The organism is Acidovorax sp. 56 (genome assembly GCF_002749705.1).
Lineage (GTDB): Bacteria > Pseudomonadota > Gammaproteobacteria > Burkholderiales > Burkholderiaceae_C > Acidovorax.
On the sequence record NZ_PEEV01000001.1, the window covers coordinates 3,537,624 to 3,563,576 of the forward strand.

Annotated in this window: 24 protein-coding genes; 11 read left to right on the forward strand and 13 right to left on the reverse strand. The window is 65.3% G+C overall.

What is annotated here, in order from left to right; translation table 11 throughout:
- Positions 1-14: 14 nt before the first annotated feature.
- A complete protein-coding gene (locus CLU88_RS15700) occupies positions 15-995 on the reverse strand; it encodes a DMT family transporter (RefSeq protein ID WP_099657387.1) in 981 nt (326 codons plus the stop codon).
- A gap of 228 nt (positions 996-1,223) precedes the next feature.
- On the opposite strand from CLU88_RS15700, the gene minC reads away from it, so the two are divergent.
- The 5 genes from minC (at position 1,224) to CLU88_RS15725 (ending at position 7,753) form a co-directional block, all read left to right on the forward strand.
- Positions 1,224-1,979, forward strand: coding sequence for a septum site-determining protein MinC (minC, locus tag CLU88_RS15705; RefSeq protein ID WP_099657388.1), 756 nt, complete (start codon positions 1,224-1,226; stop codon positions 1,977-1,979).
- 44 nt (positions 1,980-2,023) lie between these two features.
- The gene (gene minD, locus CLU88_RS15710) at positions 2,024-2,842 is read left to right on the forward strand and encodes a septum site-determining protein MinD (protein ID WP_099657389.1); all 819 of its coding nucleotides are present in this window, start codon (positions 2,024-2,026) and stop codon (positions 2,840-2,842) included.
- 3 nt (positions 2,843-2,845) lie between these two features.
- A complete protein-coding gene (gene minE, locus CLU88_RS15715) occupies positions 2,846-3,112 on the forward strand; it encodes a cell division topological specificity factor MinE (RefSeq protein ID WP_099657390.1) in 267 nt (88 codons plus the stop codon).
- A gap of 146 nt (positions 3,113-3,258) precedes the next feature.
- Positions 3,259-5,460, forward strand: coding sequence for a YccS family putative transporter (yccS, locus tag CLU88_RS15720; protein WP_099657391.1), 2,202 nt, complete (start codon positions 3,259-3,261; stop codon positions 5,458-5,460).
- Positions 5,461-6,241: 781 nt separating this feature from the next.
- Positions 6,242-7,753, forward strand: a complete 1,512-nt coding sequence (locus CLU88_RS15725) for a DUF4832 domain-containing protein (RefSeq protein ID WP_099657392.1) — start codon at positions 6,242-6,244, stop codon at positions 7,751-7,753.
- A 91-nt stretch (positions 7,754-7,844) separates the two neighbouring features.
- Here the strand turns inward: CLU88_RS15725 and CLU88_RS15730 are convergent, their stop codons facing one another.
- Positions 7,845-8,366 (reverse strand): flavin reductase family protein, encoded by a 522-nt coding sequence (locus CLU88_RS15730; RefSeq protein ID WP_099657393.1) that lies wholly within the window; start codon positions 8,364-8,366, stop codon positions 7,845-7,847.
- A 187-nt stretch (positions 8,367-8,553) separates the two neighbouring features.
- On the opposite strand from CLU88_RS15730, the gene CLU88_RS15735 reads away from it, so the two are divergent.
- Together CLU88_RS15735 and CLU88_RS15740 are read left to right on the forward strand one after the other, a co-directional pair.
- On the forward strand, positions 8,554-9,345 hold the full coding sequence (locus CLU88_RS15735; protein WP_099657394.1) for an alpha/beta fold hydrolase: 792 nt from the start codon (positions 8,554-8,556) through the stop codon (positions 9,343-9,345).
- A gap of 74 nt (positions 9,346-9,419) precedes the next feature.
- A complete protein-coding gene (locus CLU88_RS15740; RefSeq protein WP_233205497.1) occupies positions 9,420-10,583 on the forward strand; it encodes a M14 family zinc carboxypeptidase in 1,164 nt (387 codons plus the stop codon).
- A 184-nt stretch (positions 10,584-10,767) separates the two neighbouring features.
- On the opposite strand, the gene CLU88_RS15745 is transcribed toward CLU88_RS15740, so the two are convergent.
- The gene (locus tag CLU88_RS15745) at positions 10,768-11,340 is read right to left on the reverse strand and encodes a flavodoxin family protein (RefSeq protein WP_099657396.1); all 573 of its coding nucleotides are present in this window, start codon (positions 11,338-11,340) and stop codon (positions 10,768-10,770) included.
- Positions 11,341-11,421: 81 nt separating this feature from the next.
- The gene (locus tag CLU88_RS15750) at positions 11,422-12,759 is read right to left on the reverse strand and encodes a D-amino acid dehydrogenase (protein ID WP_099657397.1); all 1,338 of its coding nucleotides are present in this window, start codon (positions 12,757-12,759) and stop codon (positions 11,422-11,424) included.
- Between the two features lie 143 nt (positions 12,760-12,902).
- Here CLU88_RS15750 and CLU88_RS15755 point away from each other — a divergent pair, with 143 nt between their 5' ends.
- Together CLU88_RS15755 and CLU88_RS15760 are read left to right on the forward strand one after the other, a co-directional pair.
- Complete coding sequence (locus CLU88_RS15755; RefSeq protein WP_099657398.1) at positions 12,903-13,814, forward strand: LysR family transcriptional regulator ArgP; 912 nt, start codon at positions 12,903-12,905, stop codon at positions 13,812-13,814.
- A 104-nt stretch (positions 13,815-13,918) separates the two neighbouring features.
- A complete protein-coding gene (locus tag CLU88_RS15760) occupies positions 13,919-14,533 on the forward strand; it encodes a TetR/AcrR family transcriptional regulator (protein ID WP_233205498.1) in 615 nt (204 codons plus the stop codon).
- A gap of 65 nt (positions 14,534-14,598) precedes the next feature.
- On the opposite strand, the gene CLU88_RS15765 is transcribed toward CLU88_RS15760, so the two are convergent.
- The 3 genes from CLU88_RS15765 to CLU88_RS15775 form a co-directional block, all read right to left on the reverse strand.
- Positions 14,599-15,021 (reverse strand): universal stress protein, encoded by a 423-nt coding sequence (locus CLU88_RS15765; protein ID WP_099657400.1) that lies wholly within the window; start codon positions 15,019-15,021, stop codon positions 14,599-14,601.
- Between the two features lie 125 nt (positions 15,022-15,146).
- Complete coding sequence (locus CLU88_RS15770; protein WP_099658935.1) at positions 15,147-15,995, reverse strand: metallophosphoesterase; 849 nt, start codon at positions 15,993-15,995, stop codon at positions 15,147-15,149.
- Positions 15,996-16,038: 43 nt separating this feature from the next.
- Positions 16,039-17,022, reverse strand: coding sequence for a LysR family transcriptional regulator (locus CLU88_RS15775; RefSeq protein WP_099657401.1), 984 nt, complete (start codon positions 17,020-17,022; stop codon positions 16,039-16,041).
- A 128-nt stretch (positions 17,023-17,150) separates the two neighbouring features.
- Between CLU88_RS15775 and CLU88_RS15780 the strand changes: the two genes are divergently transcribed.
- Positions 17,151-17,591 (forward strand): hypothetical protein, encoded by a 441-nt coding sequence (locus CLU88_RS15780; protein ID WP_099657402.1) that lies wholly within the window; start codon positions 17,151-17,153, stop codon positions 17,589-17,591.
- Between the two features lie 257 nt (positions 17,592-17,848).
- Here CLU88_RS15780 and CLU88_RS15785 read toward each other — a convergent pair whose 3' ends face one another.
- From CLU88_RS15785 to CLU88_RS15805, 6 genes are all read right to left on the reverse strand, one after another.
- A complete protein-coding gene (locus tag CLU88_RS15785; protein ID WP_099657403.1) occupies positions 17,849-19,717 on the reverse strand; it encodes a phosphoenolpyruvate carboxykinase (GTP) in 1,869 nt (622 codons plus the stop codon).
- A 371-nt stretch (positions 19,718-20,088) separates the two neighbouring features.
- Positions 20,089-20,796, reverse strand: coding sequence for a 7-cyano-7-deazaguanine synthase QueC (gene queC / locus CLU88_RS15790; protein WP_099657404.1), 708 nt, complete (start codon positions 20,794-20,796; stop codon positions 20,089-20,091).
- A gap of 122 nt (positions 20,797-20,918) precedes the next feature.
- Complete coding sequence (locus CLU88_RS23125; protein ID WP_162996057.1) at positions 20,919-21,065, reverse strand: hypothetical protein; 147 nt, start codon at positions 21,063-21,065, stop codon at positions 20,919-20,921.
- 83 nt (positions 21,066-21,148) lie between these two features.
- A complete protein-coding gene (locus CLU88_RS15795) occupies positions 21,149-22,348 on the reverse strand; it encodes a threonine ammonia-lyase (protein WP_099658936.1) in 1,200 nt (399 codons plus the stop codon).
- A gap of 33 nt (positions 22,349-22,381) precedes the next feature.
- Positions 22,382-22,975, reverse strand: a complete 594-nt coding sequence (locus CLU88_RS15800) for a cytochrome b (RefSeq protein ID WP_099658937.1) — start codon at positions 22,973-22,975, stop codon at positions 22,382-22,384.
- Positions 22,976-23,015: 40 nt separating this feature from the next.
- Entirely contained in the window at positions 23,016-23,606 is a 591-nt protein-coding gene (locus CLU88_RS15805) for a TetR/AcrR family transcriptional regulator (protein ID WP_099658938.1), read from the reverse strand.
- Between the two features lie 200 nt (positions 23,607-23,806).
- Between CLU88_RS15805 and CLU88_RS15810 the strand changes: the two genes are divergently transcribed.
- The gene (locus tag CLU88_RS15810) at positions 23,807-25,825 is read left to right on the forward strand and encodes a ribonucleoside triphosphate reductase (protein WP_099657405.1); all 2,019 of its coding nucleotides are present in this window, start codon (positions 23,807-23,809) and stop codon (positions 25,823-25,825) included.
- Positions 25,826-25,953 lie beyond the last annotated feature (128 nt).

Genomic DNA, 25,953 nt, shown 5'->3' on the forward strand with positions numbered 1-25,953 from the left:
CTTTGGGCGGGGGCTCAGGCCGCTGCCGGTTTGCGGTTGACCAGCACAATGCCCACGGCCACCAGCGCCAGTGCGGCCACCAACGAGGGCGTGACCGGCTCACCCAGCCAGCTGGCGCCAAACAGCAGCGCAAACACCGGGGTCAAGAACACAAACGAAGACATCTTGGTGGCCGGGTAGTGCGCCAGCATCCACATCCAGGCCAGGTAGCTCACAAACGCGCCCACCACCGCCTGCACCAGCAGCGATGCCCAGGCAAACGCGCTGAAGTGCCAAGACCACACCTCCCCCAGCGCCAAGGACAGCAGCGGCAGCAGCGCAGCGCTCACCGCCACCTGGTACAGCAGCTGCTGCGCCGGTGCCACCCGCGCCAGGGCCGTGCTGCGGATGACCACGGTGGTCAAGGCCCACATCAGGCCCGCCACCAGCCCCAGCACATCGCCCAGCCAGGCCAAGGGGTGGGCATCCGGGGCCCGGCCTGCCATGCCATCGCCCAGGGCCAGCCCCACCCCCACAAAGGCCGCAGCCAGGCCCAGCCACTGCCAGCCGCGCAGCCGCTCACCGGGGATAAAGCGCGGCAGCAGCAGCGCCACCCAGAACGGCGAGCCGTACAAAAACACCGTGAGCCGCGAGGCGGTGGTGTACTGCATGCCCACGTAAATGCACGCAAACTCGCCTGCAAACAGCGCCCCGGCCAGCAGCCCCGGGCCCCAGCCGCCAAGCCGGGGGGCTTTGTCTGCGGCACCGGCCGGTGTGGGGCTGGGCACAGCGCCTGCCGCGCTTGGCACGGGGGTGCGCAGGCCACTCCACAGGCACCACGCGGCCACGGCCACCGTGGCCAGGGCAAAGCGCACAAAGGCCTGGAACACCGGCGCCACCTCGGCCACCGTTGCCTTGACCAGCACCTGCTGGAACCCCCAGAACATGCAGCAGGCCAGCAGCAGCGAGATGGAGAGGGTGTCGAGATGGGTTTTGCGTGCGCGGGGGCTGGTCATGGCTTGATTATGGTCAGGTGACAGGGGCGGCGCTTCGGGGTTCAATAGGGGGAATGCCCCAACCTGCCACCCTCGCCCCTGCCGCCCAGACGCCCCTGGCCGCAGGCGTTCGTCCCTTGAAACCGAATGTGAGCGGTTGCCCCGCCTGTGGCGGCTTGGCCACGCGCTGCCGCTACACTCAGGCCTTTTGGCTGCGCCCGGTGGCGTGGCTGCTCAACACACCCCTCCATGGCCACTGAAACGGCGGCGCACACCCGCGCCAGTTTTGACCTCAAAAGCGCTTCACTGCCGGTGGTGGCCGTGGTGCTCAAGACCACGGACGCGGCGCAGTTTGCCGTGGACCTGGCCGACCGTGTGGCCGATGCCCCAGGCTTCTTTGACTACGACCCGGTGCTGATTGACCTGTCGCCCGTGCGTGAGGCCGAAGACGCCATCGACTTTGCCGCCATCACTGAGCAGCTGCGCGAGCACCGTACCCTGCCCGTGGCCGTGCGCGGCGGCAGCCCTGCCCAGATGGAAGCGGCCCGCGTTGCAGGCCTGGCCGCCGCCCCCGATGCTCCACCCGCCCGCGCCGAAGCGCCCGCCCCGGTGGAGGTGGTGCGTGAAGTGGTGCGCGAGGTCGAGGTCGTGCGCGAAGTGCCCACCCTCGGCCCCGGCACCGTGGTGGTCGACAAGCCCTTGCGCTCGGGCCAGCAGGTGTACGCGCGCGGCGCCGATCTGGTGGTGATGGCCGTGGTGAGCTTTGGCGCCGAGGTGATTGCCGACGGCAACATCCACGTCTACGCCCCGCTGCGCGGCCGCGCCATTGCCGGGGCCCGGGGCAACACCGAAGCCCGCATCTTCAGCACCTGCCTGGAGCCGCAACTGGTCTCCATCGCAGGCATTTACCGCACCACCGAAACCGCCCTGCCCGAGAACGTGGCCGGCAAGCCCGCCCAGGTTCGCCTGGAGGGCGAAAAACTCATCATCGAGCCCTTGGCTTGATGGCTTCCATTCCCTCGTATCAACCCACAGAGAATCTGCAACACATGGCCAAAATCGTCGTCGTGACCTCCGGCAAAGGTGGCGTGGGCAAGACCACCACCAGCGCCAGCTTTGCCACCGGCCTCGCCCTGCGCGGCCACAAGACCGCCGTGATCGACTTTGACGTCGGTCTGCGCAACCTGGACCTCATCATGGGCTGCGAACGCCGCGTGGTGTATGACCTCATCAACGTCATCCATGGCGAGGCCAACCTGAACCAGGCCCTCATCAAAGACAAGCAATGCGACAACCTGTTCGTGCTGGCCGCCAGCCAGACGCGCGACAAGGACGCGCTGACGCAAGACGGCGTAGAGAAGGTGCTCAAAGACCTGGCCGCGATGGACTTCGAGTACATCGTCTGCGACTCGCCCGCTGGCATCGAAAGCGGCGCCCTCATGGCCATGCACTTTGCCGACGAGGCCCTGCTGGTGACCAACCCTGAAGTCTCCAGCGTGCGCGACTCCGACCGCATCCTGGGCATGCTGGGCAGCAAAACCAAGCGCGCCATCGACGGCGGCGAGCCCATCAAAGAGCACCTGCTCATCACCCGCTACAACCCCGCCCGCGTGGAAGACGGCCAGATGCTGAGCCTGGAAGACATTCAGGACATCCTGCGCATCAAACTCATCGGCGTGATTCCTGAATCCGAGGTGGTGCTGCAATCGTCCAACCAGGGCACGCCCGCCATCCATGCGCAGGGCACCGACGTGTCCGAGGCGTACAAGGACGTGATCGACCGCTTCCTGGGCGCGACCGACAAGCCCATGCGCTTCATCGAGGCCGAAAAGCCCGGTTTCTTCAAACGCCTGTTCGGGAGCAAATAAGCCATGGCTTCGTTCCTCTCTTTCCTTCTGGGCGAAAAGAAAAAAACCGCCAGCGTGGCCAAAGAGCGCCTGCAGATCATCCTGGCGCACGAGCGCAATGGCCGCAACGCCTCCGAGCCCGACTACCTGCCCGCACTGCAGCGCGAACTGGTGGCTGTCATCTCCAAATACGTCAAGATCAGCCCCGAAGACCTCAAGGTGCACCTGGAGCGCCAGGACAACCTGGAAGTGCTCGAAGTCAAGATCGAGTTGCCCGACACCGTGCGCTGAACGCCGGGCACTGCCTGGCAAGCACCCCCAAGCCCGCCCCGCAGCCCTGCGGCGCGGGCTTTTTTGTGCCGGTGTTGCGGTGACTGGCCTGACAATTGCTTAAAAAATCAGGGTAAACCCTATATCGATGGGTAGAGAGCATTTTGGTGGACACAACCTGGAAACTCAGCTGGCAGCGTGCCAGCAACCACGAAGGCTTCACACGCGGGGCACGGGCGTTTTTGGCGCTGGCCGTGGTGCTGGCCTATGGTTGGTGGGCGGATTGGCAGACCGAGCTGATGCCCGTGCTGCTGGGCGTGATCGCAAGTGCCCTGACCGAGACCGACGACAGCTGGCGCGGCCGCTTGCGCGCGCAATTGCTGGCCATGGGCTGCTTCACCCTGGTGGCGCTGGCGGTGTGCGCCACGGTGTCGTGGCCCTGGGTGCTGATGGGGGTGATGGCGCTGTCGGCCTTCACCTTCACCATGCTGGGGGCGCTGAGCGAGCGTTACCGCGCCATTGCCTTTGGCTCGCTGGTGCTGTTCATCTACGAAGCGCTGGCCGCCCACACCAGCCGCGATGCGGCGGTGGTGGCCACGCCCTTGATGCTGGGCGGGGCCGCCTGGTACGGCGTGGTGTCGGTGCTGTGGAACGCGGTGATGCCCCGCGCCCCCGTGCGCTATCGGCTGGCCAAGTTGTACGCCATGCTGGGCGAATACCTGCGCCTCAAAGCCCTGCTGCTGGAGCCCGTGCGCGACGAAGACCTGGAGCGCCGCCGCATGGCGCTGGCCCTGCACAACGGGCGGGTGGTTGATGCCCTGAACGCTGCCAAAGAGAGCCTCATCAGCCGCATGGGCCGGGGCACGCCGCCGCAGTGGCTGCAAACCGCCATGCACCAGTACCTGGCCGCACAAGACGTGCACGAGCGTGTCAGCTCTTCGCACGAGCACTACGATCTGCTGGCCCAGTCCTTCTTCCACAGCGACGTGCTCTACCGCTGCCAGCGCGTGCTCACGCAGCTGGGCGAGCAGGCGCTCAAGTTCTCGGTGGCCATCCAGCAGCAGACCGAGCCGGTGCACTCCGGCGTCACCTCGCGCGCCATTGAAGACATGGAAGCCGCCCTGGCCCACCAGGAAGAGATCGAGCGCGAACACCCCAGCGCCGCGCAGGCCCGGCCCCTGCGCTCGCTGCGCGCCCTGGGCCACAACCTCACCGCCCTGGCCCGCGTATTTGCCGGGGCCCTGGCGCTGCCGGTGGACGAGCCCGGCGCCTCTGCGGCCGTGGACTACAGCCTGTTTGACCGCGAGCCCCGCACCCTGCGCGACGCCTGGGGCCGCATCCGCGCCCAGTGCCGCGCGCAGTCGCCCTGGCTGCGCCACAGCGTGCGCCTGAGCCTGTCGCTGGTGCTGGGCTTTGCCGTCATGCAGGCCACGGCCGACCCGCACGGCTACTGGATCTTGCTGACCATCGTCTTCGTCAGCCAGCCCCAATACGCTGCTACCCAAACGCGCCTCATGCAGCGCGCCAAGGGCACGGCCATCGGGCTGGCACTGGGCTGGGCGGTCATCCAGCTGTTCCCGGGCGACTTCATCCAGGCCGCCTTGCTGGTGCTGGGCGGCGCCGTGTTTTTTGGCGCACGCCACACCCGCTATGTGCTGGCCACCGCCGCAGTCACCACGCTGCTGCTGCTGAGCTTTCACCAAATGGGCATGTCGCAGGGCGTGATCCTCACCCGCCTGCTCGACACAGCCGTAGGCTGCTGCATTGCCGCTGCCGCCGCCTGGCTGGTGCTGCCGCACTGGCAGTCGCGCCAGTGGCCCCAACTGGCCGCCCAGGCGCTGCAGACGCAAGCCATCTACCTGCGCGAAATTTTGGCCCAGTACCAAAGCGGCAAGCGCGACCACCTGGCCTACCGCGTGGCCCGCCGCAACGCCCACAACGCCGACGCCGCCCTGTCCAACTCCTACAGCGCCATGCTCAAAGAGCCTTTGCGGGTGCGCGGCGGTGCCGAGGTGGTGGGTAACTTCTTGCGCCTGTCGCACACGCAGCTCAACTACCTGTCTGCCCTGGGCGCCCAGCGCGGCGGCGCAGCCGCCCAGCCCATGGACGAAGCCACCCAGGCCTCGGCCCAGGCGCTGCTGCAGTCGTTGCAGGATTTGTCGGACGAGCTAGAGCGCGCCCAGCGCGAAATGGGCGGCCGCCGCCGCCCCGTCGCCCAGGCCCCCGCCGTGGCCGAGGTGCTGCGCCAGTTTGGCCAAACCCCACCCGTGGCGCCCGCCCAGAGCTGGATGGCGAACCAGCTGCAGCTGGTGGGCAAGGTGTTTCCGCAGCTCAGGGAGCAGGCGCGGCAGATGGTGGAGCGGGGGTGAGTGGTTGGTGCGCAGCATCTGGCGATGTGCAAAAGGATTTCATTCGCCCCTGGATCCTCTATAGCTCTCAGGTGGCGGAGTCGAATCGTGCCGGGTGGTTGCGAAGCTTGATGTCTGTGCTTTGCGGCGCTGGTGGTGATTGATGCCGTGTATCAGTGGGTTTGCGGATGCTTTTAAGGTGACGTATCGTGAAGGCCCAGATGAATCCATCGGCTTTCGCCGACCCAACCGAGTTAGCCAATGAACTCATACTTTTCCCGCTGGGAAGTCCTCTTTGCGTGGCTCACCGCTTCAATGCTCATATTTGCAGCAGCTTGGGGTTCCGTCCCCGGAACTGGCGGAAATCCATTGCCAGGGCTTCGACACTATTCCTCGAATTTGTGGGTTGCTTGGCCTGCCGCTGCATATGCTTTGCTCATTGCCGTGGTCTTGACCAGGGACCGCAACTACACGGGAATCCAGCTTCGCATGTTCGCTGCATCTTCAGTGTTGGTGTGGTTGATCCTCGCCACATTGGTGTCGTCTGGGGCATGTATGGGTTTGGCGTTTATTTCTGGCTGGCTGTTTCGTGAAGCAAGAAAGCGTGGATGAACCCTGGCCCTACCGGAAAACATCTGAGATCTGCCGCATGCCGCCAAAGGCGAATAGCCGTTGCAACTCAACGGCTCACTAGAGGACTGCACCTTCTTTCGGTTGCCATTCGTCACCATTGCGTCCGCTACGCCCTCTGGTAACGCGCCCCGGTTGGCGTAACAATGCGGCAACTATTGCGGAGGGGCGCATGAACAAACCAACCACCATGAAGTGGGCCGTGCTGGCCCTGGGCTGTGCCGCCCTGGCAGCCTGCGGCGGCTCTGCCGAAAACGATGGTGTCACCATCTCGTTCGGCGGGCCGGGGGCGCCGCCCGCCGTAGCCGAGGTACCCCAGCCCAAAGCCATGGGTAAGGCCATAGCACTGGCCTCCACCGCCCCACTGGCCCAGGTCAGCTTGGCTCCGTCCGACCAGGACTTCCCCAACCCCGAGCGCGGCTTCTACCGCTTTGCCACCGACCCCTCCAAGATCACGGCCACCTCGCTCGACTATGTGGTGGCAGACGGGCAGCGGCTGGTTTACACCCCGGCCGACCTCAGCGCCTACCGCACCAAGGACTTGCCCAGCAGCTACCTCACCAAGCTGAACACCGGCTTTGCCAACCTGCGCAAACAGGGCCTCAAGGCCGTGGTGCGCTTTGCCTACAACTACCCTGAGACCGAGGCCGATTACCTCAACGCGCAAGATGCCACGCTCTCGCGCGTCAAGCGCCACCTCACCCAGCTGCAACCGGTGCTGCAGGCCAATGCCGATGTGATTGCGGCCGTGCAGGGCGGCTTCATCGGTGCGTGGGGCGAGTGGCATACCTCGTCCAACAACCTCACCACCCCCGCCAACAAAGCCGCTGTGCGCGATGCCCTGCTGGCCGCCGTGCCCGCCAGCCGCCAAGTGCATGTGCGCACCCCGGCCGACGTGGCCGCGTGGTACACCGCCCCGCCCACCCTGGAGCAACTGCTGGCCCCTAGCCCCACGGCCGCCGCGCGCATAGGCCAGCACAACGACTGTTTTCTGGCCAGCCCCGACGATGTCGGCACCTACTGGGCCGATACGCCTGCGCAATCGGCGGCTCTGCGCACCTATGCCCAGCAGGCCAGTGCGGTGACTGGCGCGGGCGGCGAAACCTGCGCCCCGCCCGAGGTAGCCCAGGCTCGCATGGCGTGTGAGGACATCCTGCGCGAAGGCGCGGCCTACCACATGACCTACCTGAACCGCGACTACTACGAAGGCTTCTTCGCCCAGTGGCAGGCGGGCGGCTGCATGGCCGAGGTGTCGCGCAAGCTCGGTTACCGGCTGCAATTGACCGCTGTGGCGCACAGCGCCGTGGCCGCGCCGGGCGGCACACTGGCCTGGCAGGTGGCCCTCAGCAACCAGGGCTGGGCCCGGCCGCTGAATGCGCGCAGCCTGGCGCTGACTCTGGTCAGCGCCACCAACGTGGCCACCGTGCTGCCCTTGGCAGGCACCGACCTGCGCCAGGCCAGCCCTGGCGAGCCGCTGCAATGGTCGGGCGAGGTCGCCCTGCCCGCCACGCTGGCGCCGGGCAGCTACAGCGTGCACATTGGTGCGCCCGACGCCGCCAGCGCTTTGGCTGCCACCCCCGCCTATGCCGTGCGCTTTGCCAATGCCGACAGCGCTGTGACGGGCGTGCAGTGGCAGGCAAGCACGGGGCGGCTCGTGTTGGGAACTACGCTGCAGGTGCAGTGATGGGATTTGAAACAAAAATAGCTGCTAGCGCTTATGGAATAAGCGCTAGCAGCTATTAAATTCGTAGCGTCAGGCGCTGCGAAGACGCGCCCTACAACGGGTGCTCGGTGTAAAACTTGCCCCCGTGGTACAGCAGGGGCGACGCACCTTCGCGGTGTTCGCAGTGCTCGACCTCGCCCACGAAGATGGTGTGGTCGCCTTCCTTGTACTGGCTGCGGTTGAAGCATTCAAACGTGGCGGCGGCGCCTGCCAGCAGGGGCGCGCCCTGGATGCCGGGGCGGTGTTCCACGCCTGCCCAGCGGTCGATGCCACGGGTGGCGAAGCGTTCGGCCAGGGCCTTTTGGTCGGCGGCCAGTACGTGGATGGCGTAGTGCGAGCCGTTGGCAAAGGCGGGCATGCTGCTGGCGCTGTGTGACAGGCTCCACAGCACCAGCGGTGGGTCCAGCGACACCGAGTTGAACGAGCTGGCCGTGAGCCCGACCAGCTCGCCCGCCGCGTTGCGGGCGGTGACGATGGTCACGCCCGTGGCAAACATGCCCAGCGCGTTGCGAAACTCGCGGGAGGAGAAGCTGGGGGGCAGTGCCAGGGCAGGGCGGGGCGAGGGGCTGTTCACAAAGGTTGGGCGCGGGGCCTGCGTCAAGGGGGGATGGAACTATTATGGAGTGCCGCCCGCGCGCCTGTGCGGTGGGGGTTACTCGGCACTTATTTCTTTAGGACTTACGCAAATCGCGATGCAACAGGCGGCCCAGCCTGGGGCACGCCGCCCGCCTCGGCCCTGTTTGGCGTCCGTCATTTTCTGTATGGCTTTGCTCCCCACCTTCTCCACCCTGGGCTCTGGCCCCACCGTGCTCATGCTGCACGACGCTGATGGCGACCACCTCACCTTTGCCCCCCAGCTGGAGATGCTGGCCAGCGCTGGTTATCGCGCCGTGGCGTGGGACATGCCGGGCTACGGCCACAGCGCACCCATTGAGCCCTACACCTTCAAAGGCCTGGCGCAAAGCTGTCTGGCGCTGATCGATGCTCTGCAGTGCGGCCCCGTCACGCTGGTGGGCCACGGCATGGGCGCCATGCTGGCGTTGGAAGTGGCCGTGCGCCGGGCCGAGGTGGTGCGCCGCCTGGTGCTGTGCGCGGGCGGGCCCGCGCTGGATGCGCAGGCCGTGCAAGCCTGGCTGGCCCCACGCGAGCGCGCGCTGGACGCCGCGCAGCAGCCCGGCGGCAGCATGCAGCAGCTGGCGCAAACCCTGGTGCCGCAGTGCATTGGCACCGCCGCCTTGCCTGAGGGGGTGCGCCTGGCCGAGCATGCCCTGGCGCAGGTCCACCCCGCCACCTACCGCCGTGCCTTGCAGGCCATGCAGGGCTTTGACCGCTGGGCCCAGGCCTGGGTGAATGTGCACACCCCCACGCTGCTGCTGGGGGGCGATGCCGACCACTGCACCCCACCCGCGGCACTGCAGGCGCTGGCCGAGTTGATGCCCGACGCCCAGCACCTGAGCCTGCCCCACATTGGCCACTGGCCGCAGCTGGAGCACCCCGAGGCGTTTGACGCCGCGTTGCTCGACTTTTTGGCCACGCAGCGGGTGCTGCATTGAGCGGCGCTGCGCAGCCCGCAGGCCAGGGGGCGCGGCACCGGGGGCATTCCCAAGCACGTTCCCCGGTGTGGACCGTGGCGACGGCGAGTGCGGTGGTCACTGCGCTGGCCGCCGTGCTGTGGGTGCCCACGCAGCTGTGGCCTGGTGGCCCCGCGTCCGGCGGTGTGTATGGCCGCGCGCCTTCGGGGCCGATGGGGCTGAAAGCGCTGGAAGGGCGCGCAGCAGTGCACGGCAACTTGGCCGTGCCTGGCGCAGTCCATTCAAGGGACCCAAGGGACTCAATGGAGCCCGTGGATGCTGAGGCGCAGCCCCGCCCCGCTGCCACGGTGCCTGCATTGACGGCGCCCTCTGGGGTGGAGATGTCTGCGGCGGCTGCGCCCGGGATGTCCGAGCCAGCCACGCAAGCCGCCTGCGAACTGCTGTTGGCGCGCCTGCCCGGTGTGACACGTTCGCAGTGCCTGGCCACGCAACTGCAGCCCAGCGGCGCGGCATCAGGCCAAGGCGTGCCGCTGTACTGGCGCGATGTGGTGCCACGCACGGGGGCGCCTGCCCCGGCTGGTGAAGGCCCGCCGCTGCGCGTGCTGGTGGTGGGCGCCATGCATGGCGACGAACTCACGGCCGCCTCGCTGGCCTTGCGCTGGATTGGCCTGGCGGGGGCCGAGGGCGGGGACCGCGGCGCAGCGCAGCCGCCCGTGCATTGGCGCTTTATCCCCGTGCTCAACCCCGATGGTCTGTTGGCCCCCAAACCCACGCGGGTCAACGCCAGCGGGGTGGACCTGAACCGCAACTTTCCCACCCCCGGCTGGGCGCAAGACGCGCCGGTGTACTGGGAAAAGCGCACCCGCAAAGACCCGCGCCGCTGGCCGGGCCACACGCCACTGTCCGAGCCCGAGTCGCGTTTTTTGCACCAGCAGATGGAGCAGTTCCAGCCCCAGCTGGTGGTCAGCATCCACGCGCCTTATGGCGTGCTGGACTTTGACGGCCCGCACGACCCACCTGCCCGGCTGGGCCGTTTGCGCATGGACAAGCTGGGCGTGTTCCCCGGCTCGCTGGGGCATTACGGCGGGCTGCACCGGGGCGTGCCGGTGGTCACCATCGAGCTGGAGCATGCCCTGCGTATGCCGCCCGACACTGAGGTGCGCGCCATGTGGCGCGACCTGCGCCAGTGGATGAACACCCGGCTGCTGGACGGCGGTGATGCCGTAGCGGGTACGGCAGCCCCCGCCATGGCGCGTTGAGGGCCACGGTTTGGGTTGTTGATCCGGCACGAACTTACTTGAACCGTTCACTGAGCGCAGTCGAAGCGCCGCACAGCCTGTGCCCTGGCTTCGACAAGCTCAGCCCGAACGGACTTTTCAAGCTCAAAGAGGCCGGATCAATAAAAACAGGCGCTAGCGCTTATCCATCAAGCGCTAGAAGCTCCTATTTTGGTAGCAAAAAGCGCGCGGCCTGCGCTACGGCCTCTGCATCGGCCTGCACAGCACCGGGTGGGCCACCCTTGCCCCACAGGGCACCGCCCCAGGGCATGGAGAGGAACTTGGCGCACAGCTCGACCGAGTCGATCATCGGCTGGGCCTTGGCACGGTCGCCGCTGGTGGTGATGAGCTGCAGCGACTTGGCGGCCATCTGCTCCTTGAAGGGCAGGCCCGGCACGCGCATCCAGCCGCTCCAGTGGTCCAGGTAGGTCTTGAGCGGCGCGGGAATGCTGAACCAGTACACCGGCGACACGAACACGATGTGCGTAGCCGCCAGCGTGGCGTCGAGCAGGGTTTTCAGGTCGCCCTCGGGCGCGGAGTAGGTGCCCACGGTGTGGCGCAGGTCCACAAATGGTGGCAGGTGCATGCGCGCCAGGTGGTGCCAGGTTTGCACCGTGCCTGCGGGCAGTGCATCGGCGGCTTGCTGGGCCAGCCATTCGGTGTTGCCCAGGTGGCCGCTTTCGCGGGTGGAGGTGGTCAGAAAGAGATAGTGCGGGGAGTGCGGTGTGGTGTTCGGCATGCCGCCGATGGTAGCGGCGGCGGGGCCGTGATGCCGTGGTGAGCGGCATGGCCCGCAATGCGCCATGCCGTCCCTTGGGGCTCAGGCCGCTACGGTGCCGCGCACGGCGCGCGGTGCCTGCACACCCAGAAAACCAAAGTTCATCGCAGGCACTTCGCCGCTCACCAGCTCGGCCATGGCCTTGCCCGAGCCCGCGCCGTGCGTCCAGCCCAGCGTGCCGTGGCCTGCGTTCACCCACAGCTTGCCCACGCGGGTGTGGCCGATGAACGGAATGTTGGTGGGCGTGGCGGGGCGCAGGCCGGTCCAGTACTCGGGGTTGCCGCCTTCTTCGGGCGTGCGGGTGTCGCACACGCCGGGCAAAATTTCAGCAATGCGGCGCGACAGCATGTGGCAGCGGGCGCGGGCCACGGGGCTGTCCAGGCTCAAATCAAACCCGCCCAGCTCGATGGTGCCGGCCACACGCAGGGTGTTGCCCAGGCGGCTCATGGCGATCTTCTTGCCGTCGTCGATGGTGGAGACCATGGGCGCGCCTTCGGGCTTGAGCAGCGGGAAGGTGGCGCTGTAGCCCTTGCCAGGGTAGATGGGCAAATCCACGCCCACGGTGCGCAGCAGCGGTGCACTGTACGAGCCGCAGGCCACCACAAAGGCATCGGCCTTGAGTATGAAGTCTTTTTGGCCACCAGCGCCCGTATTGCGAGCGATAACAGCTACAGAATCAATAGCGTCGCCAATCTTGTTCAGGCGCAGCACATCGTGGCCGTACAGGAACTGCGCGCCCCGCGCTGCACAGCGGCGGGCCAGCTCTTGCGTGAACACGCGGGCGTCGCCGCTTTCGTCGGTGCTGGTGTAGGTGCCGCCGGTGATCTTGTCGCCATAGGCCTTGAAGGCGGGCTCGATTTGGAGCAGCTCATCGCGGCTGACCAGACGGCGCTGCACGCCAAACTTGCGCATCAGGTCCACCGCGTGGCCTGCGGCATCGAAGGATTTTTGGTCGGTGTAGAAGTGGGCAATGCCGCGTTCGAGCCGGTTGTATTCAATGCCGGTGCTGGCCACCAGGTCCTTGAGGGCCGCGTGGCTGTAGGCGCCCAGGGCCACGATCTGCTGCACGTTGCGCTCAAACGCCACGTCGTTGCACTGCGCGAGAAACTTCAGCCCCCAGCGCCACTGGTCCCAGTCGAGCTGCGGGCGAAACAGCAGTGGCGCCTCTTTGTCGAACATCCATTTGAGCGCCTTGAGCGGCGCTTCGCGGTTGGCCCACGGTTCGCAGTAGCTCACCGAGATCTGCGCCGCGTTGGCGAAGCTGGTTTCCAAGGCAGCGTCGGGCTGGCGATCGACGACGATCACTTCATGACCGCGTTCCAGCAGGTGCCACGCTGTGCTGATGCCGATGATGCCGGCGCCCAAAACAATGGTTTTCATGAGGGCGCAGTGTGCGCGACATTGCATTTGAGTAAAAGCAAAATTAAACTTACTCCAAAATCATCAGCATCGCTAATGTTTGGCAGTGCCATTTTTCTGTATAAATTTGCCTGAGACCGGCCTGCGCAGGCCCTTGCGAGACCATGAGCACTTACGATCCCGCCGCCCTGGAATGCCTTGCCGCCATCGTGGAAGAGGGCGGTTTTGAACGCGCCGCACAGCGGCTGAACGTGACGCAATCGGCCGTCTCGCAGCGCCTGCGGGCGCTGGAGGCGCAGGTGGGCTCGGTGCTCATCGTGCGCAGCCGCCCGCTCAAGCCGACGTCTGCCGGGCAGTTGCTGCTCAAGCACACCAAGCAGCTGCGCCTGCTGCGCGCTGACCTGGAGCGCGACCTGCAGGAGCTGGCCCCCAGCGCCCCCGGCAGCACCCGCGAAGACGAGCGCATCTCCATCGCCATCAATGCCGACAGCATTGCCACCTGGGCCATGGGCGCGCTGCACGACCTGGTGCGCCAGCGCCTGCCGCTTGAAATCATTGCGGACGACCAGGACTTCACGCAGGAATGGCTGCGCTCGGGCCAGGTGCTGGGCTGCGTCACCACGCTCAAGCAGGCGCTGCGCGGCTGCAAGATGGTGCCGCTGGGCGCCATGCACTATGTGGCGGTGGCATCGGCCGAATTCGCCAACAAGCACCTGCCGCAGGGGCTCACGCCGCACAACTTCCGCGAGGTGTCCTTTTTGTCCTTCAACCGCAAGGACGACATGGCGGCCGAGTTTGTGGCCCGTGCGTTCGGCCTCAAGCGCGTGGCACTGAACCACCTGTTTGTGCCCAGCACCGAAGGGCAGATGCGCGCCGTGGCCGCAGGCTGGGGCGTGGGCGTGATGCCCGAGCTGTTGGCGCGTGGCCCCATTGCCGATGGCAGCCTGATCGACCTGGTGCCCGGGCGCTCGCTGCCGATTCAGCTGTATTGGCACTGCTGGAACCTGGAGTCTGAGCTGCTGGATGCGCTGACCGATGCCCTCAAGGCCACGGCCGCACGCACCTTGGTGGCCTGACCGGAGTACGTTTGGGGCATTCGGGCGGCTACACGGCGTGAACGCCGTAGTTGCAAAGCAACTTCTACAGTAGTTTTTTTACCGTAGTGGATAAGATGCGAACCATGTCTTCGCTGCCCACCAAAGTTTCGTTCAAAGAGCAGATGCACCTCGCCCGCGAGGAGGCCATCCTGCAATCGACTTGCCGCCTGCTGGGCGAGAAGGCCTACGACGCCATGACCATGGACGATGTGGCCAACGCCGTCGGCATCGCCAAGGCCAGCCTGTACAAGCACTTCAGCAGCAAAGAGGAGCTGTGCTGTGCCGCCATGGTGCAGATTTTGGAGAGAGTGCGCGCTTACCTTGCTGGCTTGCCAAGCGAGCTTGCACCCATTGAAAAGCTGCGGGCGCTGGTGCGCTGGTCGCTGGAGCGGCTCATCACCAACGAAATGCCGCTGTTGCCCAGCCGCAATTCCAGCCTGCGTGCGGTGCTCATGGCCAACAAGCAGTACCTCAATGGCCTGGTGAACGTGAGCGACCAGATTGGCGAATGGATCACCGAGGCCCAGGCGCAAGGCGTGATCGACCCCAAGCTGCCGCCTCTGGTGGTGCTGTACACCCTGTACGCGCGGGCGTGTGATCCGGTGGTGACCTTCTTGAAGGACGGCGGGCAGTATTCCGACGTCGAGATCGTCGAGCTGGTGGTGCGCACCTGCTTCGATGGGCTGGCCGCACGCTGAGCCTCCCATGAAAAAGCCCCGCTCGGGGCGGGGCTCGTGACGTACCGTTGAGGGGCTGAGTGGAATCAGCGCACGATCAACAGCGGCACCTTGCAGTGGGCCAGCACCTGCGTGGTGACCGAGCCCACGACCAGCGTGGCCAGGGCGCCGTGACCGTGCGAGCCCATCACCAGCAAGTCGAATTTGCCGCTCTCTGCCACTTTGGCAATGGTCTCGCCCACCGCGCCCACTTTGAACATGCACTTGGCTTGCACGCCATGGCGGGCGAGGAACTTGGCCACGGGGGCGGTGACTTTCTCGGCTTCTTCCGTGTGGTAGTTGTCCACCACTTCTTTGCCCAAGGCCGCGCGTGCGCGGGTGGGCAGCGGGGCCTGCACCGTCAGCACGGTGTAGCTGTGGCTTGCGCCCAGCAGGTCTTCGTGGGTGGCCAGGTAGGCCAGCATCTTCTTGGTGTAGGCGCTGCCGTCGACAGCCAGCAAAATGTTCATGGTGTGCTCCAGGTTGGTGTGCTCAGACTAATGCGCGCGAGCGGTTGTTGTCTTGACCTGGGTCATGTTTTTCGTCGTGCGCTGTGAAAGGCGGTTGAACAGGGGTGTTCAGGGGCCTGCGTCGATCATACGGTGACGCACATCTGGGGCTGGAAGGTGGCCTGTTCCCCCTTGCGGGCATAGCCCAGCGGGTTGGCCACTACACGGCATTGCCAGGGCTGCCCGGTGGCGTCGTGCGTGCCGCGCACGGTGTAGTCGCTGGGCGCGTGCAGGTGGCCGTGCAGCCACAGCTGGGCGTGGGGCAGCAGCCCGTCCAGGGCGTTGCAAAAACCTGCAGTGCCGGGCACTAGCCCATAGCGCGGGTCTGCACTGCGCAGACTGGGGGCAAAGTGGGTAACGGCCACGGTAGGGCCGTCAAATGGCGCGGCCAGGGCAGAGCGCAGCCATTGCTGGCACACCAGGGCCTGCTCGCGCATGGGCTCGGCCAGAAAGGGCTCGCCATGCCGGGTGCCGCCGGTCTTGCGCAGGTAGAAATTGGCGGCGCGGTAGGCTTTGTCGCGCAGGCGCAGTTGGCGGGCAAGGTCTTCGGTGCCTTCGTCCTCGGCCAGCGCGTCAAAGTCGCTCCACAGGGTGGTGCCCACAAAGCGCACGCCGTCCAGCACCAGGGTTTCGCGCTCCAGCCAGGCAATGCCCAGGCGTTCGCAGGTTGCGCGCAGGCGCAGGTGGGCTTCGTCAAAGTCTTGGGCGTCGTATTCGTGGTTGCCCGGCACAAAGAGCACGGGGGTGGGCCAGGTGCCGCCTGCCGCCTGGGGGGCAAACCGGGCCAGGCCGAAGTCTTCGTCGCTGAGCTGTCCCCCTTGCTGGTACGAACCGATATCGCCAGCGAGCACCAGCAGGTCGGCGCCGGGTGCGGGCTCGGGAACAAAGTGGGGGTGCGCCTCCAGGTGCAGATCGGACAGGAGCTGAATCTTCATGCGGGCAGTGTAGATGCCCAAGGGGCGCCCGGGCTGGGTGCGCCTAGTCCGGGAACATGCTGCGGGCCGAGCGCGCCAGGGCGTTGAGCAGCCATTCCATGGCCTTCTCTTGGGGGCCGCGCCGCCGCCACAGTGCATCAACGTGCACGGCGGGCACGTTCAGGGGCAGGGGGCGTTGCACCAGCCGGTCGGCAATGCCGGTCACCGGCACAAAGTGCCGGGGCAGCACGGTGAGCAAGTCCGAGCCCACCACCACCCGGCCCGCTGTGAAGAATTGGTTGACCGTGATGAGCACATGCCGCTTGCGCCCCAGCGAGGCCAGGGCTTCGTCGATGAACCCGTAGGGGCGCCCGGAAAAGCTCACCAGCATGTGCCGCGCCGCGCAATACGCATCGAGCGTCAACTCCCCGCTGGCCAGTGGGTGCCCTTGGCGCATCACGCACATGTATTCACCGTCGTACAGGCGCCGGCTGTCATAGGCCACGGCGCCGCCCGATTGGGCGCGGGCCGTCAGGTCCGCCAGGGCGGCCGGAAAATAGCCCACGGCCATGTCGGCAGATTCTTCGTCCAGCAGGCGGCGTGGGTCGCGGGTGGTGAGGGGCAGCACGCGCACCGAGATGCCCGGGGCCTCGCGCTCGATGATTTGCACCAGCGCGGGGATCAGCGTGGCGGCGGTGGCATCGGCCATGGCCAGCACAAAGGTGGACGTGGCGGTGGACGGCTCGAAGGCGCCCGGGGCCAAGGACTCCTGCAGCAGGGCCAGTGCATCGCGCACGCTGGGCCACAGCGCCAGTGCGCGGGGCGTGGGCTCCACGCCCTGGCCGCTGCGCACCATCAGCTCGTCACCCACCACCTCACGCAAGCGCCGCATGGCGTTGCTGACGGCCGGTTGGGTGATGGAAAGCTTGTGCGCAGCCTTGGTCAGACTGCGCTCGGCCATCACCTCATCGAAGACACGCAGCAGATTCAAATCCAGTGATCGGAAGTTCACCAGCGATGCTTTGGGCGATGTCTTGGGTGAGGTCATGGCTCGATCATCATCAATGTGAATGTAAAGAATTCAAAATATAAATTTGAATAGATAAAGGGTAAACCCTAAGATTCATGCATTCGCCCGGCAATCTCGCCAAAAGCGTTTGAAAAGGGACTTCCAAAATGACCAATTTCGCACACGTCGACTACCCCACCGAACACCTTGGCGTGACCCGCGCCGAAAACGCAGCCGCCTCCATCAAGGACATGGCGTCGCGCTTTGACGGCACCCGCGGTGCTGCCTCTTTGCTGCTGGCCGCAGTGGTTTCCGCCCTGCTGGTCGTGGCCAACCAAGTGATCGACACTTGGAGCGAAGGCCACCTGCTGGCCGCCTGGATGGTGCTGTGGCTCGTGGCCTTTGCCGCCCTGGCCCTCTTGACCATGCCCGCACGCCGCATGGCTGTGGCCCTGCGCGCCTCGGCCAAGGCCTGGGCTGAAAACCGCGCTCGCAATGCAGAAGACGAGCGTACCTGGCAAGTCGCCCTGAAGGATCCCCGCATCATGGCCGAATTGAACCATGCCATGGGCGTGCCCACTGTGAGCGATATCCGTCGCTACTACTGAGCATCAGGTTACTCCAAGCTGCGGCGGGCCCTGGATAAGCACCAGGGTTGAGCCCAAAATTCGAGCCGTGGACGGTACAACGTCCACGGCTTTTTTTATGTCTGCTTGTACGGCGGGGGGGCCGGGCTGTTTGGTTGCATATGCGGTAGAGTCCGCAGATGCCCACAAAAAAGCCGCCCGGCACAGTGGCGGGGCGGCTTTAAAGAGAGGGTGAACCCTGCGCGCCAGTGCGCCGCAGGAAGTTCAGCGGGTGCCGGTCAGGCCGACAGGCGCTTTTCGATAGCAGCCTTGGTGTCCAGCAGGGCTTGGGGCAGGTGGTAAGCCAGTTGCTCAAAGTGCGTGGTGTGCAGCTTGAGTTCTTCGTTCCATGCGGCCTTGTCGATGCTAGTGACAGTGTTGAACTGTTCGGGCGAGAACTCCAGACCTGTCCAGTTGATTTCAGCGTACTGAGGTGCCACGCCAAACATGGTTTCCTCGCCCTGGGCCTTGCCTTCGATGCGGTCGATCATCCACTTGAGCACGCGCATGTTCTCGCCGTAGCCAGGCCACACGAACTTGCCCGCCGCGTCCTTGCGGAACCAGTTGGTGGTGTAGATCTTGGGCTGCTTGCCACCGGCGGCGGTGATCTTGTCGCCCATGTTCAGCCAGTGCTGGAAGTAGTCGCTCATGTTGTAGCCGCAGAACGGCAGCATGGCGAATGGGTCGCGGCGCACCACGCCTTGCTGGCCAAAGGCAGCGGCAGTGGTTTCCGAACCCATTGTGGCGGCCATGTAGACGCCTTCGGTCCAGCTGCGGGCTTCGGTCACCAGCGGCACGGTGGTGGAGCGGCGGCCGCCGAAGATGAACGCATCGATGGTCACACCCGCTGGGTCGTCCCAGGCCGAGTCAAGGGCCGGGTTGTTGGTGGCTGCCACAGTGAAGCGGGCGTTGGGGTGGGCGGCCTTGGCGCCGGTTTCCTTGGCGATGGCGGGCGTCCAGTCCTTGCCTTGCCAGTCGATCAGGTGATCGGGCAGCTTGCCGGAGTCCTTGTCCATGCCTTCCCACCACACGTCGCCGTCGTCGGTCAGGGCCACGTTCGTGAAGATCACGTCCTTGTCCAGGCTGGCCATGCAGTTGGGGTTGGTGAGCGTGTTGGTGCCGGGTGCCACGCCGAAGTAACCCGCTTCAGGGTTGATGGCGCGCAGGCTGCCGTCGGCCTGGGGCTTGATCCAGGCGATGTCGTCACCAATGGTGGTGACCTTCCAGCCTTCGAACGCTGTGGGTGGCACCAGCATCGAGAAGTTGGTCTTGCCGCAGGCGCTGGGGAAGGCGGCTGCCACGTGGTACTTCTTGCCCTGGGGGTTGGTCACGCCCAGGATGAGCATGTGCTCTGCCAGCCAGCCTTGGCTTTTGCCCATGGTGGACGCAATGCGCAGGGCCAGGCACTTCTTGCCCAGCAAGGCGTTGCCGCCGTAGCCCGAGCCATACGACCAGATTTCGCGCGTTTCAGGGTAGTGAACGATGTACTTGACGGTGGGGTTGCAAGGCCAGCTGGTCTTGTCGGTTTCGCCTGCCGCCAGGGGGGCGCCCACGGTGTGCATGCAAGGCACGAATTCGCCATCCACGCCCAGCACGTCGTACACCGCCTTGCCCATGCGGGTCATCAGGCGCTGGTTCACTGCCACGTAGGCGCTGTCGGTCAGTTCCACGCCGATGTGGGCAATGGGGCTGCCCAATGGGCCCATGCTGAAAGGCACCACGTACATGGTGCGGCCCTTCATGCAGCCGTCAAACAGGGGCTGCAGGGTGGCGCGCATTTGGGCAGGCTCCATCCAGTTGTTGGTGGGGCCTGCATCTTCCTTTTGGGCCGAGCAGATGTAGGTGCGGTCTTCCACGCGGGCCACGTCCGAGGGGTCAGAACAGGCCAGGAAGCTGTCGGGGCGCTTGGCGGGGTTGAGCTTCTTGAAGGTGCCCGCCTTGACCAGTTGCTCGCACAGGCGGTCGTACTCTTCCTTGGAGCCATCGCACCAGAAGATGTTGTCGGGCTTGCACAGAGCAGCCATATCGGCCACCCAGGCCAGCAGGCGTGGGTTCTTGACGTAAGCGGGGGCGTTGAGATTCAGGCCCTGCATGGTGGGTGCGTTCATCGGGAGCTTCCTAAGTTGAAAAACAGTTTTTTCAAAGGAAGCGAACCGTGCGGCTCACGACGACAAAGACCTGGCGCAATTGCGATGCTGAGCGCTGCCTTTGAAAAAACGGCTTGCGGCAAGCGTTGGCAAAGGGAGCGCTGGGCGGGCCACCCCTTGCACAGCGCGGTGCCTGTGCTCAGTCGGCGGGCGAAACAGGTGTGGCTACCCCCACGGTGTGGAGGCGTCTCCACGCATTCCGCGGGTCGGCTGGGATGACGATTTTATGAATCTGTCGCCGTTTTGTCTGTCAGACTCGGGTCAAATCCATGCAAAAATTGCATGGGGTTATGTGGTGATTATGGAGGCTGTGGGGCCTCAGCCTGGGCCATTCAGGGGGCTTTGCTGGCTGTCCAGCGCTCAAAACCGGCCTTGCGCAGCGCACAGGCGGGGCAGGTGCCGCAGCCGTAACCCCAGGCGTGCCGCTCACCACGCACGCCGTGGTAGCAGGTGTGCGATTGCTCCAGCACGATGTCCACCAGCGCGTCACCGCCCAGTGCATGGGCCATCTCCCAGGTGTCGGCCTTGTCGATCCACATCAGCGGCGTCTCAAAGGTGAAGCGTTGCCCCATGCCCAGCGAGGTGGCCACTTGCAGGGCCTTGAGCGTGTCGTCACGGCAATCGGGGTAGCCCGAAAAATCCGTCTCGCACATGCCCCCCACCAGCGTGTGCAGACCACGCCGGTAGCCCACGGCCGCTGCCAACTGGAAAAACAGCAGGTTGCGCCCCGGCACGAAGGTGTTGGGCAGGCCGGCCGCAGTCATCTGGATTTCGGTCTCGCTGGTCAGTGCTGTGTCGCTGATGCGGCCCAGCACGCCCAAGTCCAGCATGTGGTCGTCGCCCAGCTTGCCGCGCCATTGCGGGAACTGCGCGCGCATGGCCTCCAGAACGGCGTGGCGTGCCTGCAGCTCGATGTGGTGGCGCTGGCCATAGTCAAAGCCGATGGTCTCGACATGGGCAAAGTGGCTCAAGGCCCAGGCCAGGCAGGTGGTGGAGTCTTGGCCACCAGAAAACAAAACGAGTGCGTTGCCGCTGCGCATGGGTGGATTCCTTGCAAAAAATGGGTGAAGTCGGGGCCGTGGTCAAGGCGGGTCAGCGCGTGGCGCCAAACGAAAAAAAGCCCCGCAGTGCGGGGCTTTTGCTCTGGGGCGCAGGGGGCGCCTCAGGCCATTTTGACGGCAATAAAGGCCAACAGGAACATGATGACACCGCCCATGACGGGCAGCACCACGGGCATGACGGAGACCACGTTTTCCACGGGGTCAGGCGATGGCTCGGAAGTGGTGTGCGAGGGGCTGTGGTCCGACATGGTGATGGCTCCAGTGCTGAATGTTGGCGCGATTCTAGCGGTTCCCGTGCGTTTTCGTCTGCGGGTCTTTACGGGTCAGGCGCTCACATCAGGGCCGCTTCCATGCCCGCGGCCCGCAGTTGCTGCAGCACCTGCTCGACATGGCTTTTGCTGCGGGTTTGCAGCACCAGTTCAATGTCCACGTTTTGTGCGGCCAGCATGGTGAAGGCGCGCTGGTGGTGCACCTCTTCGATGTTGGCACCCGCGTCGGCCACGGTGGCGGTGATGCGTGCCAGCACGCCGGGTATATCGCGTGCGCTGACTTGGATGCGTGCCAGGCGGCCCGAGCGCACCATGCCGCGCTCAATGATGGCGGCCAGCAGCAGCGGGTCGATGTTGCCGCCGCACAGCACCAGGCCCACGCGCTTGCCCTTGAAGCGCTCGGGGTAGCGCACCAGCGCGGCCAGGCCTGCAGCGCCTGCGCCTTCGACCAGCGTCTTTTCAATCTCCAGCAGCATCAGCACGGCCTGCTCGATATCACCTTCGTCCACCAGCACCAGGTCGTCTACCAGGCGCTTGATGATCTCTTGTGTGATCTTGCCGGGTGTGCCCACGGCAATGCCCTCGGCAATGGTCGATGTGCCCTGTGGGTGGTGCGTGCCCTGGATGGCATTGACCATGGCTGGGAAGCGCTGGGTTTGCACGCCAATGATTTCGATGCCGGGTTTGAGCGCCTTGGCCGCTGTGGCCACGCCAGAGATCAGGCCGCCACCGCCCACGGCAATCACCAGCGTGTCCAGGTCGGGCACGGCTTGCAGCATCTCCAGCCCCAGCGTGCCCTGGCCTGCGGCCACGCCCTCGTCGTCATAGGGGTGCACAAAGGTCAGCTGTTGCGCATCGGCCAGCGCATAGGCATGTGCGCGGGCTTCCTCCAGTGTGTCGCCGTGCAGCACCACTTCGGCGCCAAAGCCTCGGGTGCGCTCTACCTTCACACCGGGGGTGAAGCGTGGCATCACGATCACCGCGCGCAGGCCCAGGCGCTGCGCGTGGTAGGCCACGCCCTGGGCATGGTTGCCCGCACTCATGGCCACCACGCCGCGTGCGCGCTCCTCATCGGTGAGCAGCGCCAGCCGGTTGCAGGCGCCGCGCTCCTTGAACGATGCGGTGAACTGCAGGTTCTCGAACTTGAGAAACACCTGCGCCCCGACGATGTGAGAAAGCGTCTTGGATTCAACGCAAGGGGTGTCCAGCACCTGGCCTTGTAGGCGGGTGGCGGCGTCACGGATGTCTTGGAGGGTCAGCATGGGCGCCATTGTGGCGCACCGGGGCTGGTGGTGTCACTTGGGCTGCGGTCCACCGCCAGGCCACATCCGCTGCAGCACGCCGTCACGCCGCACCCAGTGGTGGTACAGCGCTGCTGCCACATGCAGTGCGACGACGCCCCAGGCCACAAACTTGCCCAGGAAGTGGTGGACGGCATCCACCGGCGCTTCAAACTCATCCCAGGTGACGTGAAAGGACTTGCTGACCCATGCAAAGGCCGCAGTCTCGTTGAAGCCGGTGACGGTGAACAGGCCGAAGTCCGTGGGCGCGCCCGTGCCGATGTAGCCAGTCACCGGCATCGCGATCAGCAGGCCATACAGCCCGATGTGGGCGGCATGCGCCAGTGCGTGCTCCCACGCCTGGCCTGTGGGCTGCGCAGGCTGCACAGCCCACAGGCGCCATAGCAGGCGGGGGACGACCACAAACCCCACCAGCAGGCCCAGCACCCAGTGAATGTTGAGCACGGGCAGGGACTCCGGCGAGGTGTCGTCCATGAACCAGATGACGTAGTACACGACCACGTATGCGCCGATGAAAGCGGCTGCGCTGCTCCAGTGAAAGAGTTGGGCGATGGCGCCGAAACGGTGGGTGGAGTTGTTCCACTGCATAAAGTCTTTGAATGGGTGGGCTGGGGTCAAGCGGTGGTGGTCAGGCACGAAGCCCATTGAGCAGGCGGTCCAGCCCGTTCAGGGCTTGGGCCAGCTTGATGGAGGGATCGTCATCTGGCTCGGCGATCCAAAAGGAGGCTTCGGTGACAGCGCCGTATAGCATGCGTGCCGTCACGCCAGCGTGATGCCGCGCCACAGTGCCTTCTTCCATCAGCTGCTCCAAGGCCGCTTCCAGTGCTGCAATGCCTACGGACTGGGCGGCCTGGGGCACATCCCCCAAAACGGCCCTTGCGTCCTGCAGGATGATGCGGCGGATTTCGGGCTCCAGCGCCAGCTCCAGATAGGTGTGGCAGCGTTGGCAAAAACCGTCCCAAAGGGTCGGTGCGGCCTGCGATACCGCGTCAAGCTGGGTGCCCACCTCGGCCTCGATCTGCTCAATCACGGCCACCAGCAAGCCCTCCTTGCCGCCAAAGTGGTGGTACAGCGCCCCCCGTGTAAGGCCTGCCTCGCCCGTGAGGTCGTCCATGGACGTGTGTGCGTAGCCCTGTGCGGCGAAGGCGTGGCGTGCTGTGGCCACCAGTTTGGCCCGGGTCTCTTCCATCATTTCCGCCCGTGTGCGGCGCTGCGACATGCGCTCCTCCTTTGACATACGTTGCGTATGTTAATTGGCATACGCAACGTATGTCAATGTCTTGAGGCGCGTCACGCTGGGCTGCGGATTGCGTGGTTGCGGCATCGCCCGTTGCGCTTCATCAAACTACCTATAGTGTTTCGTGGGTATCTTTGACGCTATAGGTAGTGTTTTAAACCCTCGTTGGATTGTGAGAACCCATGGCGTCCACCCTCGTCACTTTGCCCCGCGAAGTTGTTTTGCGCAGCGGCCAGCGCGCTCCTTTTGATGCGGAGCGCATTCGCGCTGCGCTGGCCAGTGCGGGCCAGGCCTCGGGTGAATATGGCGCCGAAGAAGCCGCGTTGCTCACCGCGCAGGTCACCAAGGTGCTGATCCACCGCTTTCACGGCGAAGCCCCCACGGTGGAGCAGATCCAGGACGTGGCCGAGCAGACGCTCATCGCCGCCAACCATCTCGCCACGGCGCGCGCCTACATCGTCTACCGCGAGCAGCACGCCACGCTGCGCGCGGACAAGCAGACGCTGGTGGATGTGGAAAGCTCTATCAACGAATACCTCACGCGTGCCGACTGGCGTGTGAACGCCAACGCCAACCAGGGCTATTCGCTGGGCGGGCTGATCCTGAACGTGGCGGGTAAGGTCACGGCCAACTACTGGCTGTCGCACGTCTACACGCCTGAGATCGGCGAGGCGCACCGCAATGGCGATATCCACATCCACGACCTCGACATGCTCAGCGGCTACTGCGCGGGCTGGTCGCTGCGCACGCTGTTACACGAGGGGCTCAACGGCGTGCCGGGCAAGGTGGAGGCGGGGCCACCCAAACACATGAGTTCGGCTGTGGGGCAGATCGTGAACTTCCTGGGCACGCTGCAAAACGAGTGGGCGGGCGCGCAGGCGTTCTCTTCGTTCGACACCTACATGGCGCCGTTTGTGCGCATTGATGCCATGGACTACGCCGCCGTGCGCCAGTGCATCCAGGAGCTGGTCTACAACCTCAACGTGCCCTCGCGCTGGGGCACGCAGACGCCGTTCACCAACCTCACCTTCGACTGGACCTGCCCCGAGGACCTGCGCGAGCAGGTGCCCGTGATCGCTGGCAAAGAGATGCCCTTCGCGTACGGTGACTTGCAGGTGGAGATGGACCTCATCAACCGCGCCTACATCGACGTGATGACCACGGGCGATGCCAAGGGTCGGGTGTTTACCTTTCCCATCCCCACGTACAACATCACCAAGGACTTCCCCTGGGAGAGCGAGAACGCGCAGCTGCTGTTCGACATGACGGCCAAGTACGGCCTGCCGTACTTCCAGAACTTCATCAACTCCGAGCTGGAGCCCAACATGGTGCGCTCCATGTGCTGCCGGCTGCAACTCGATCTGCGCGAGCTCTTGAAGCGCGGCAACGGCCTGTTCGGCAGCGCCGAGCAGACGGGCAGCCTGGGCGTGGTCACCATCAACTGCGCGCGGCTGGGGTACTTGCATGCGGGCGATGAGGCGGGGCTGCTCGCCGCGCTCGACCGCCTGATGGAGCTGGGCAAACAAAGCCTGGAGACCAAACGCAAGCTCATCCAGCGCCTGATGGACCAGGGCCTGTTTCCCTACACCAAGCGCTACCTGGGCACCTTGCGCAACCACTTTTCCACGCTGGGCGTGAACGGCATCAACGAGATGGTGCGCAACTTCACGGCGGACCAGCACGACATCACCAGCGAATGGGGGCACGCCTTCGCCGTGCGCCTGCTCGACCACGTGCGCGAGCGCATGACGCAGTTCCAGGAAGAAACCGGCCACCTCTACAACCTGGAGGCCACACCCGCCGAAGGCACGACCTACCGCTTTGCCAAAGAAGACAAAAAGCGCTGGCCCGGCATCCTGCAGGCGGGCACGGCCGAGCAGCCGTACTACACCAACTCCTCGCAGCTGCCCGTGGGCTTCACGGACGATCCGTTCGAGGCCCTGATGCGGCAAGAGGCGCTGCAGTCCAAATACACCGGCGGCACCGTGCTGCACCTGTACATGGGCGAGCGCGTCTCCAGCGGCGCGGCCTGCCGCGAGCTGGTGAAACGGGCGCTGACGAACTTTCGCCTGCCCTACATCACCATCACGCCCACGTTCTCCATCTGCCCCACGCACGGCTATCTGGCGGGCGAACACCCGTTTTGCCCGCGCTGCGATGAAGAGCGGCTGGCCGCCAAGCGTGCGGCCCTGGCGGCCTGAAGCGGTGCAGGGCAGTTTTGAGTAAAAAGTGCCTCCAGCGCCCAATATAAAAGCGCGAGCAGCTATCAAATACATAGCAATATGAAATGCAATGGCGATAGCTGCAGCACCCCATCGGCCCTGGGCCG

Bases quoted from the DNA above. Each gene is read 5' to 3' on its own strand.
- CLU88_RS15700 (WP_099657387.1), bottom strand. From the start codon at position 995: ATGACCAGCCCCCGCGCACGCAAAACCCATCTCGACACCCTCTCCATC.
- minC (WP_099657388.1), top strand. From the start codon at position 1,224: ATGGCCACTGAAACGGCGGCGCACACCCGCGCCAGTTTTGACCTCAAA.
- minD (WP_099657389.1), top strand. From the start codon at position 2,024: ATGGCCAAAATCGTCGTCGTGACCTCCGGCAAAGGTGGCGTGGGCAAG.
- minE (WP_099657390.1), top strand. From the start codon at position 2,846: ATGGCTTCGTTCCTCTCTTTCCTTCTGGGCGAAAAGAAAAAAACCGCC.
- CLU88_RS15725 (WP_099657392.1), top strand. From the start codon at position 6,242: ATGAACAAACCAACCACCATGAAGTGGGCCGTGCTGGCCCTGGGCTGT.
- CLU88_RS15735 (WP_099657394.1), top strand. From the start codon at position 8,554: ATGGCTTTGCTCCCCACCTTCTCCACCCTGGGCTCTGGCCCCACCGTG.
- CLU88_RS15745 (WP_099657396.1), bottom strand. From the start codon at position 11,340: ATGCCGAACACCACACCGCACTCCCCGCACTATCTCTTTCTGACCACC.
- CLU88_RS15750 (WP_099657397.1), bottom strand. From the start codon at position 12,759: ATGAAAACCATTGTTTTGGGCGCCGGCATCATCGGCATCAGCACAGCG.
- CLU88_RS15755 (WP_099657398.1), top strand. From the start codon at position 12,903: ATGAGCACTTACGATCCCGCCGCCCTGGAATGCCTTGCCGCCATCGTG.
- CLU88_RS15760 (WP_233205498.1), top strand. From the start codon at position 13,919: ATGTCTTCGCTGCCCACCAAAGTTTCGTTCAAAGAGCAGATGCACCTC.
- CLU88_RS15765 (WP_099657400.1), bottom strand. From the start codon at position 15,021: ATGAACATTTTGCTGGCTGTCGACGGCAGCGCCTACACCAAGAAGATG.
- CLU88_RS15770 (WP_099658935.1), bottom strand. From the start codon at position 15,995: ATGAAGATTCAGCTCCTGTCCGATCTGCACCTGGAGGCGCACCCCCAC.
- CLU88_RS15775 (WP_099657401.1), bottom strand. From the start codon at position 17,022: ATGACCTCACCCAAGACATCGCCCAAAGCATCGCTGGTGAACTTCCGA.
- CLU88_RS15780 (WP_099657402.1), top strand. From the start codon at position 17,151: ATGACCAATTTCGCACACGTCGACTACCCCACCGAACACCTTGGCGTG.
- CLU88_RS15785 (WP_099657403.1), bottom strand. From the start codon at position 19,717: ATGAACGCACCCACCATGCAGGGCCTGAATCTCAACGCCCCCGCTTAC.
- queC (WP_099657404.1), bottom strand. From the start codon at position 20,796: ATGCGCAGCGGCAACGCACTCGTTTTGTTTTCTGGTGGCCAAGACTCC.
- CLU88_RS23125 (WP_162996057.1), bottom strand. From the start codon at position 21,065: ATGTCGGACCACAGCCCCTCGCACACCACTTCCGAGCCATCGCCTGAC.
- CLU88_RS15795 (WP_099658936.1), bottom strand. From the start codon at position 22,348: ATGCTGACCCTCCAAGACATCCGTGACGCCGCCACCCGCCTACAAGGC.
- CLU88_RS15800 (WP_099658937.1), bottom strand. From the start codon at position 22,975: ATGCAGTGGAACAACTCCACCCACCGTTTCGGCGCCATCGCCCAACTC.
- CLU88_RS15805 (WP_099658938.1), bottom strand. From the start codon at position 23,606: ATGTCGCAGCGCCGCACACGGGCGGAAATGATGGAAGAGACCCGGGCC.
- CLU88_RS15810 (WP_099657405.1), top strand. From the start codon at position 23,807: ATGGCGTCCACCCTCGTCACTTTGCCCCGCGAAGTTGTTTTGCGCAGC.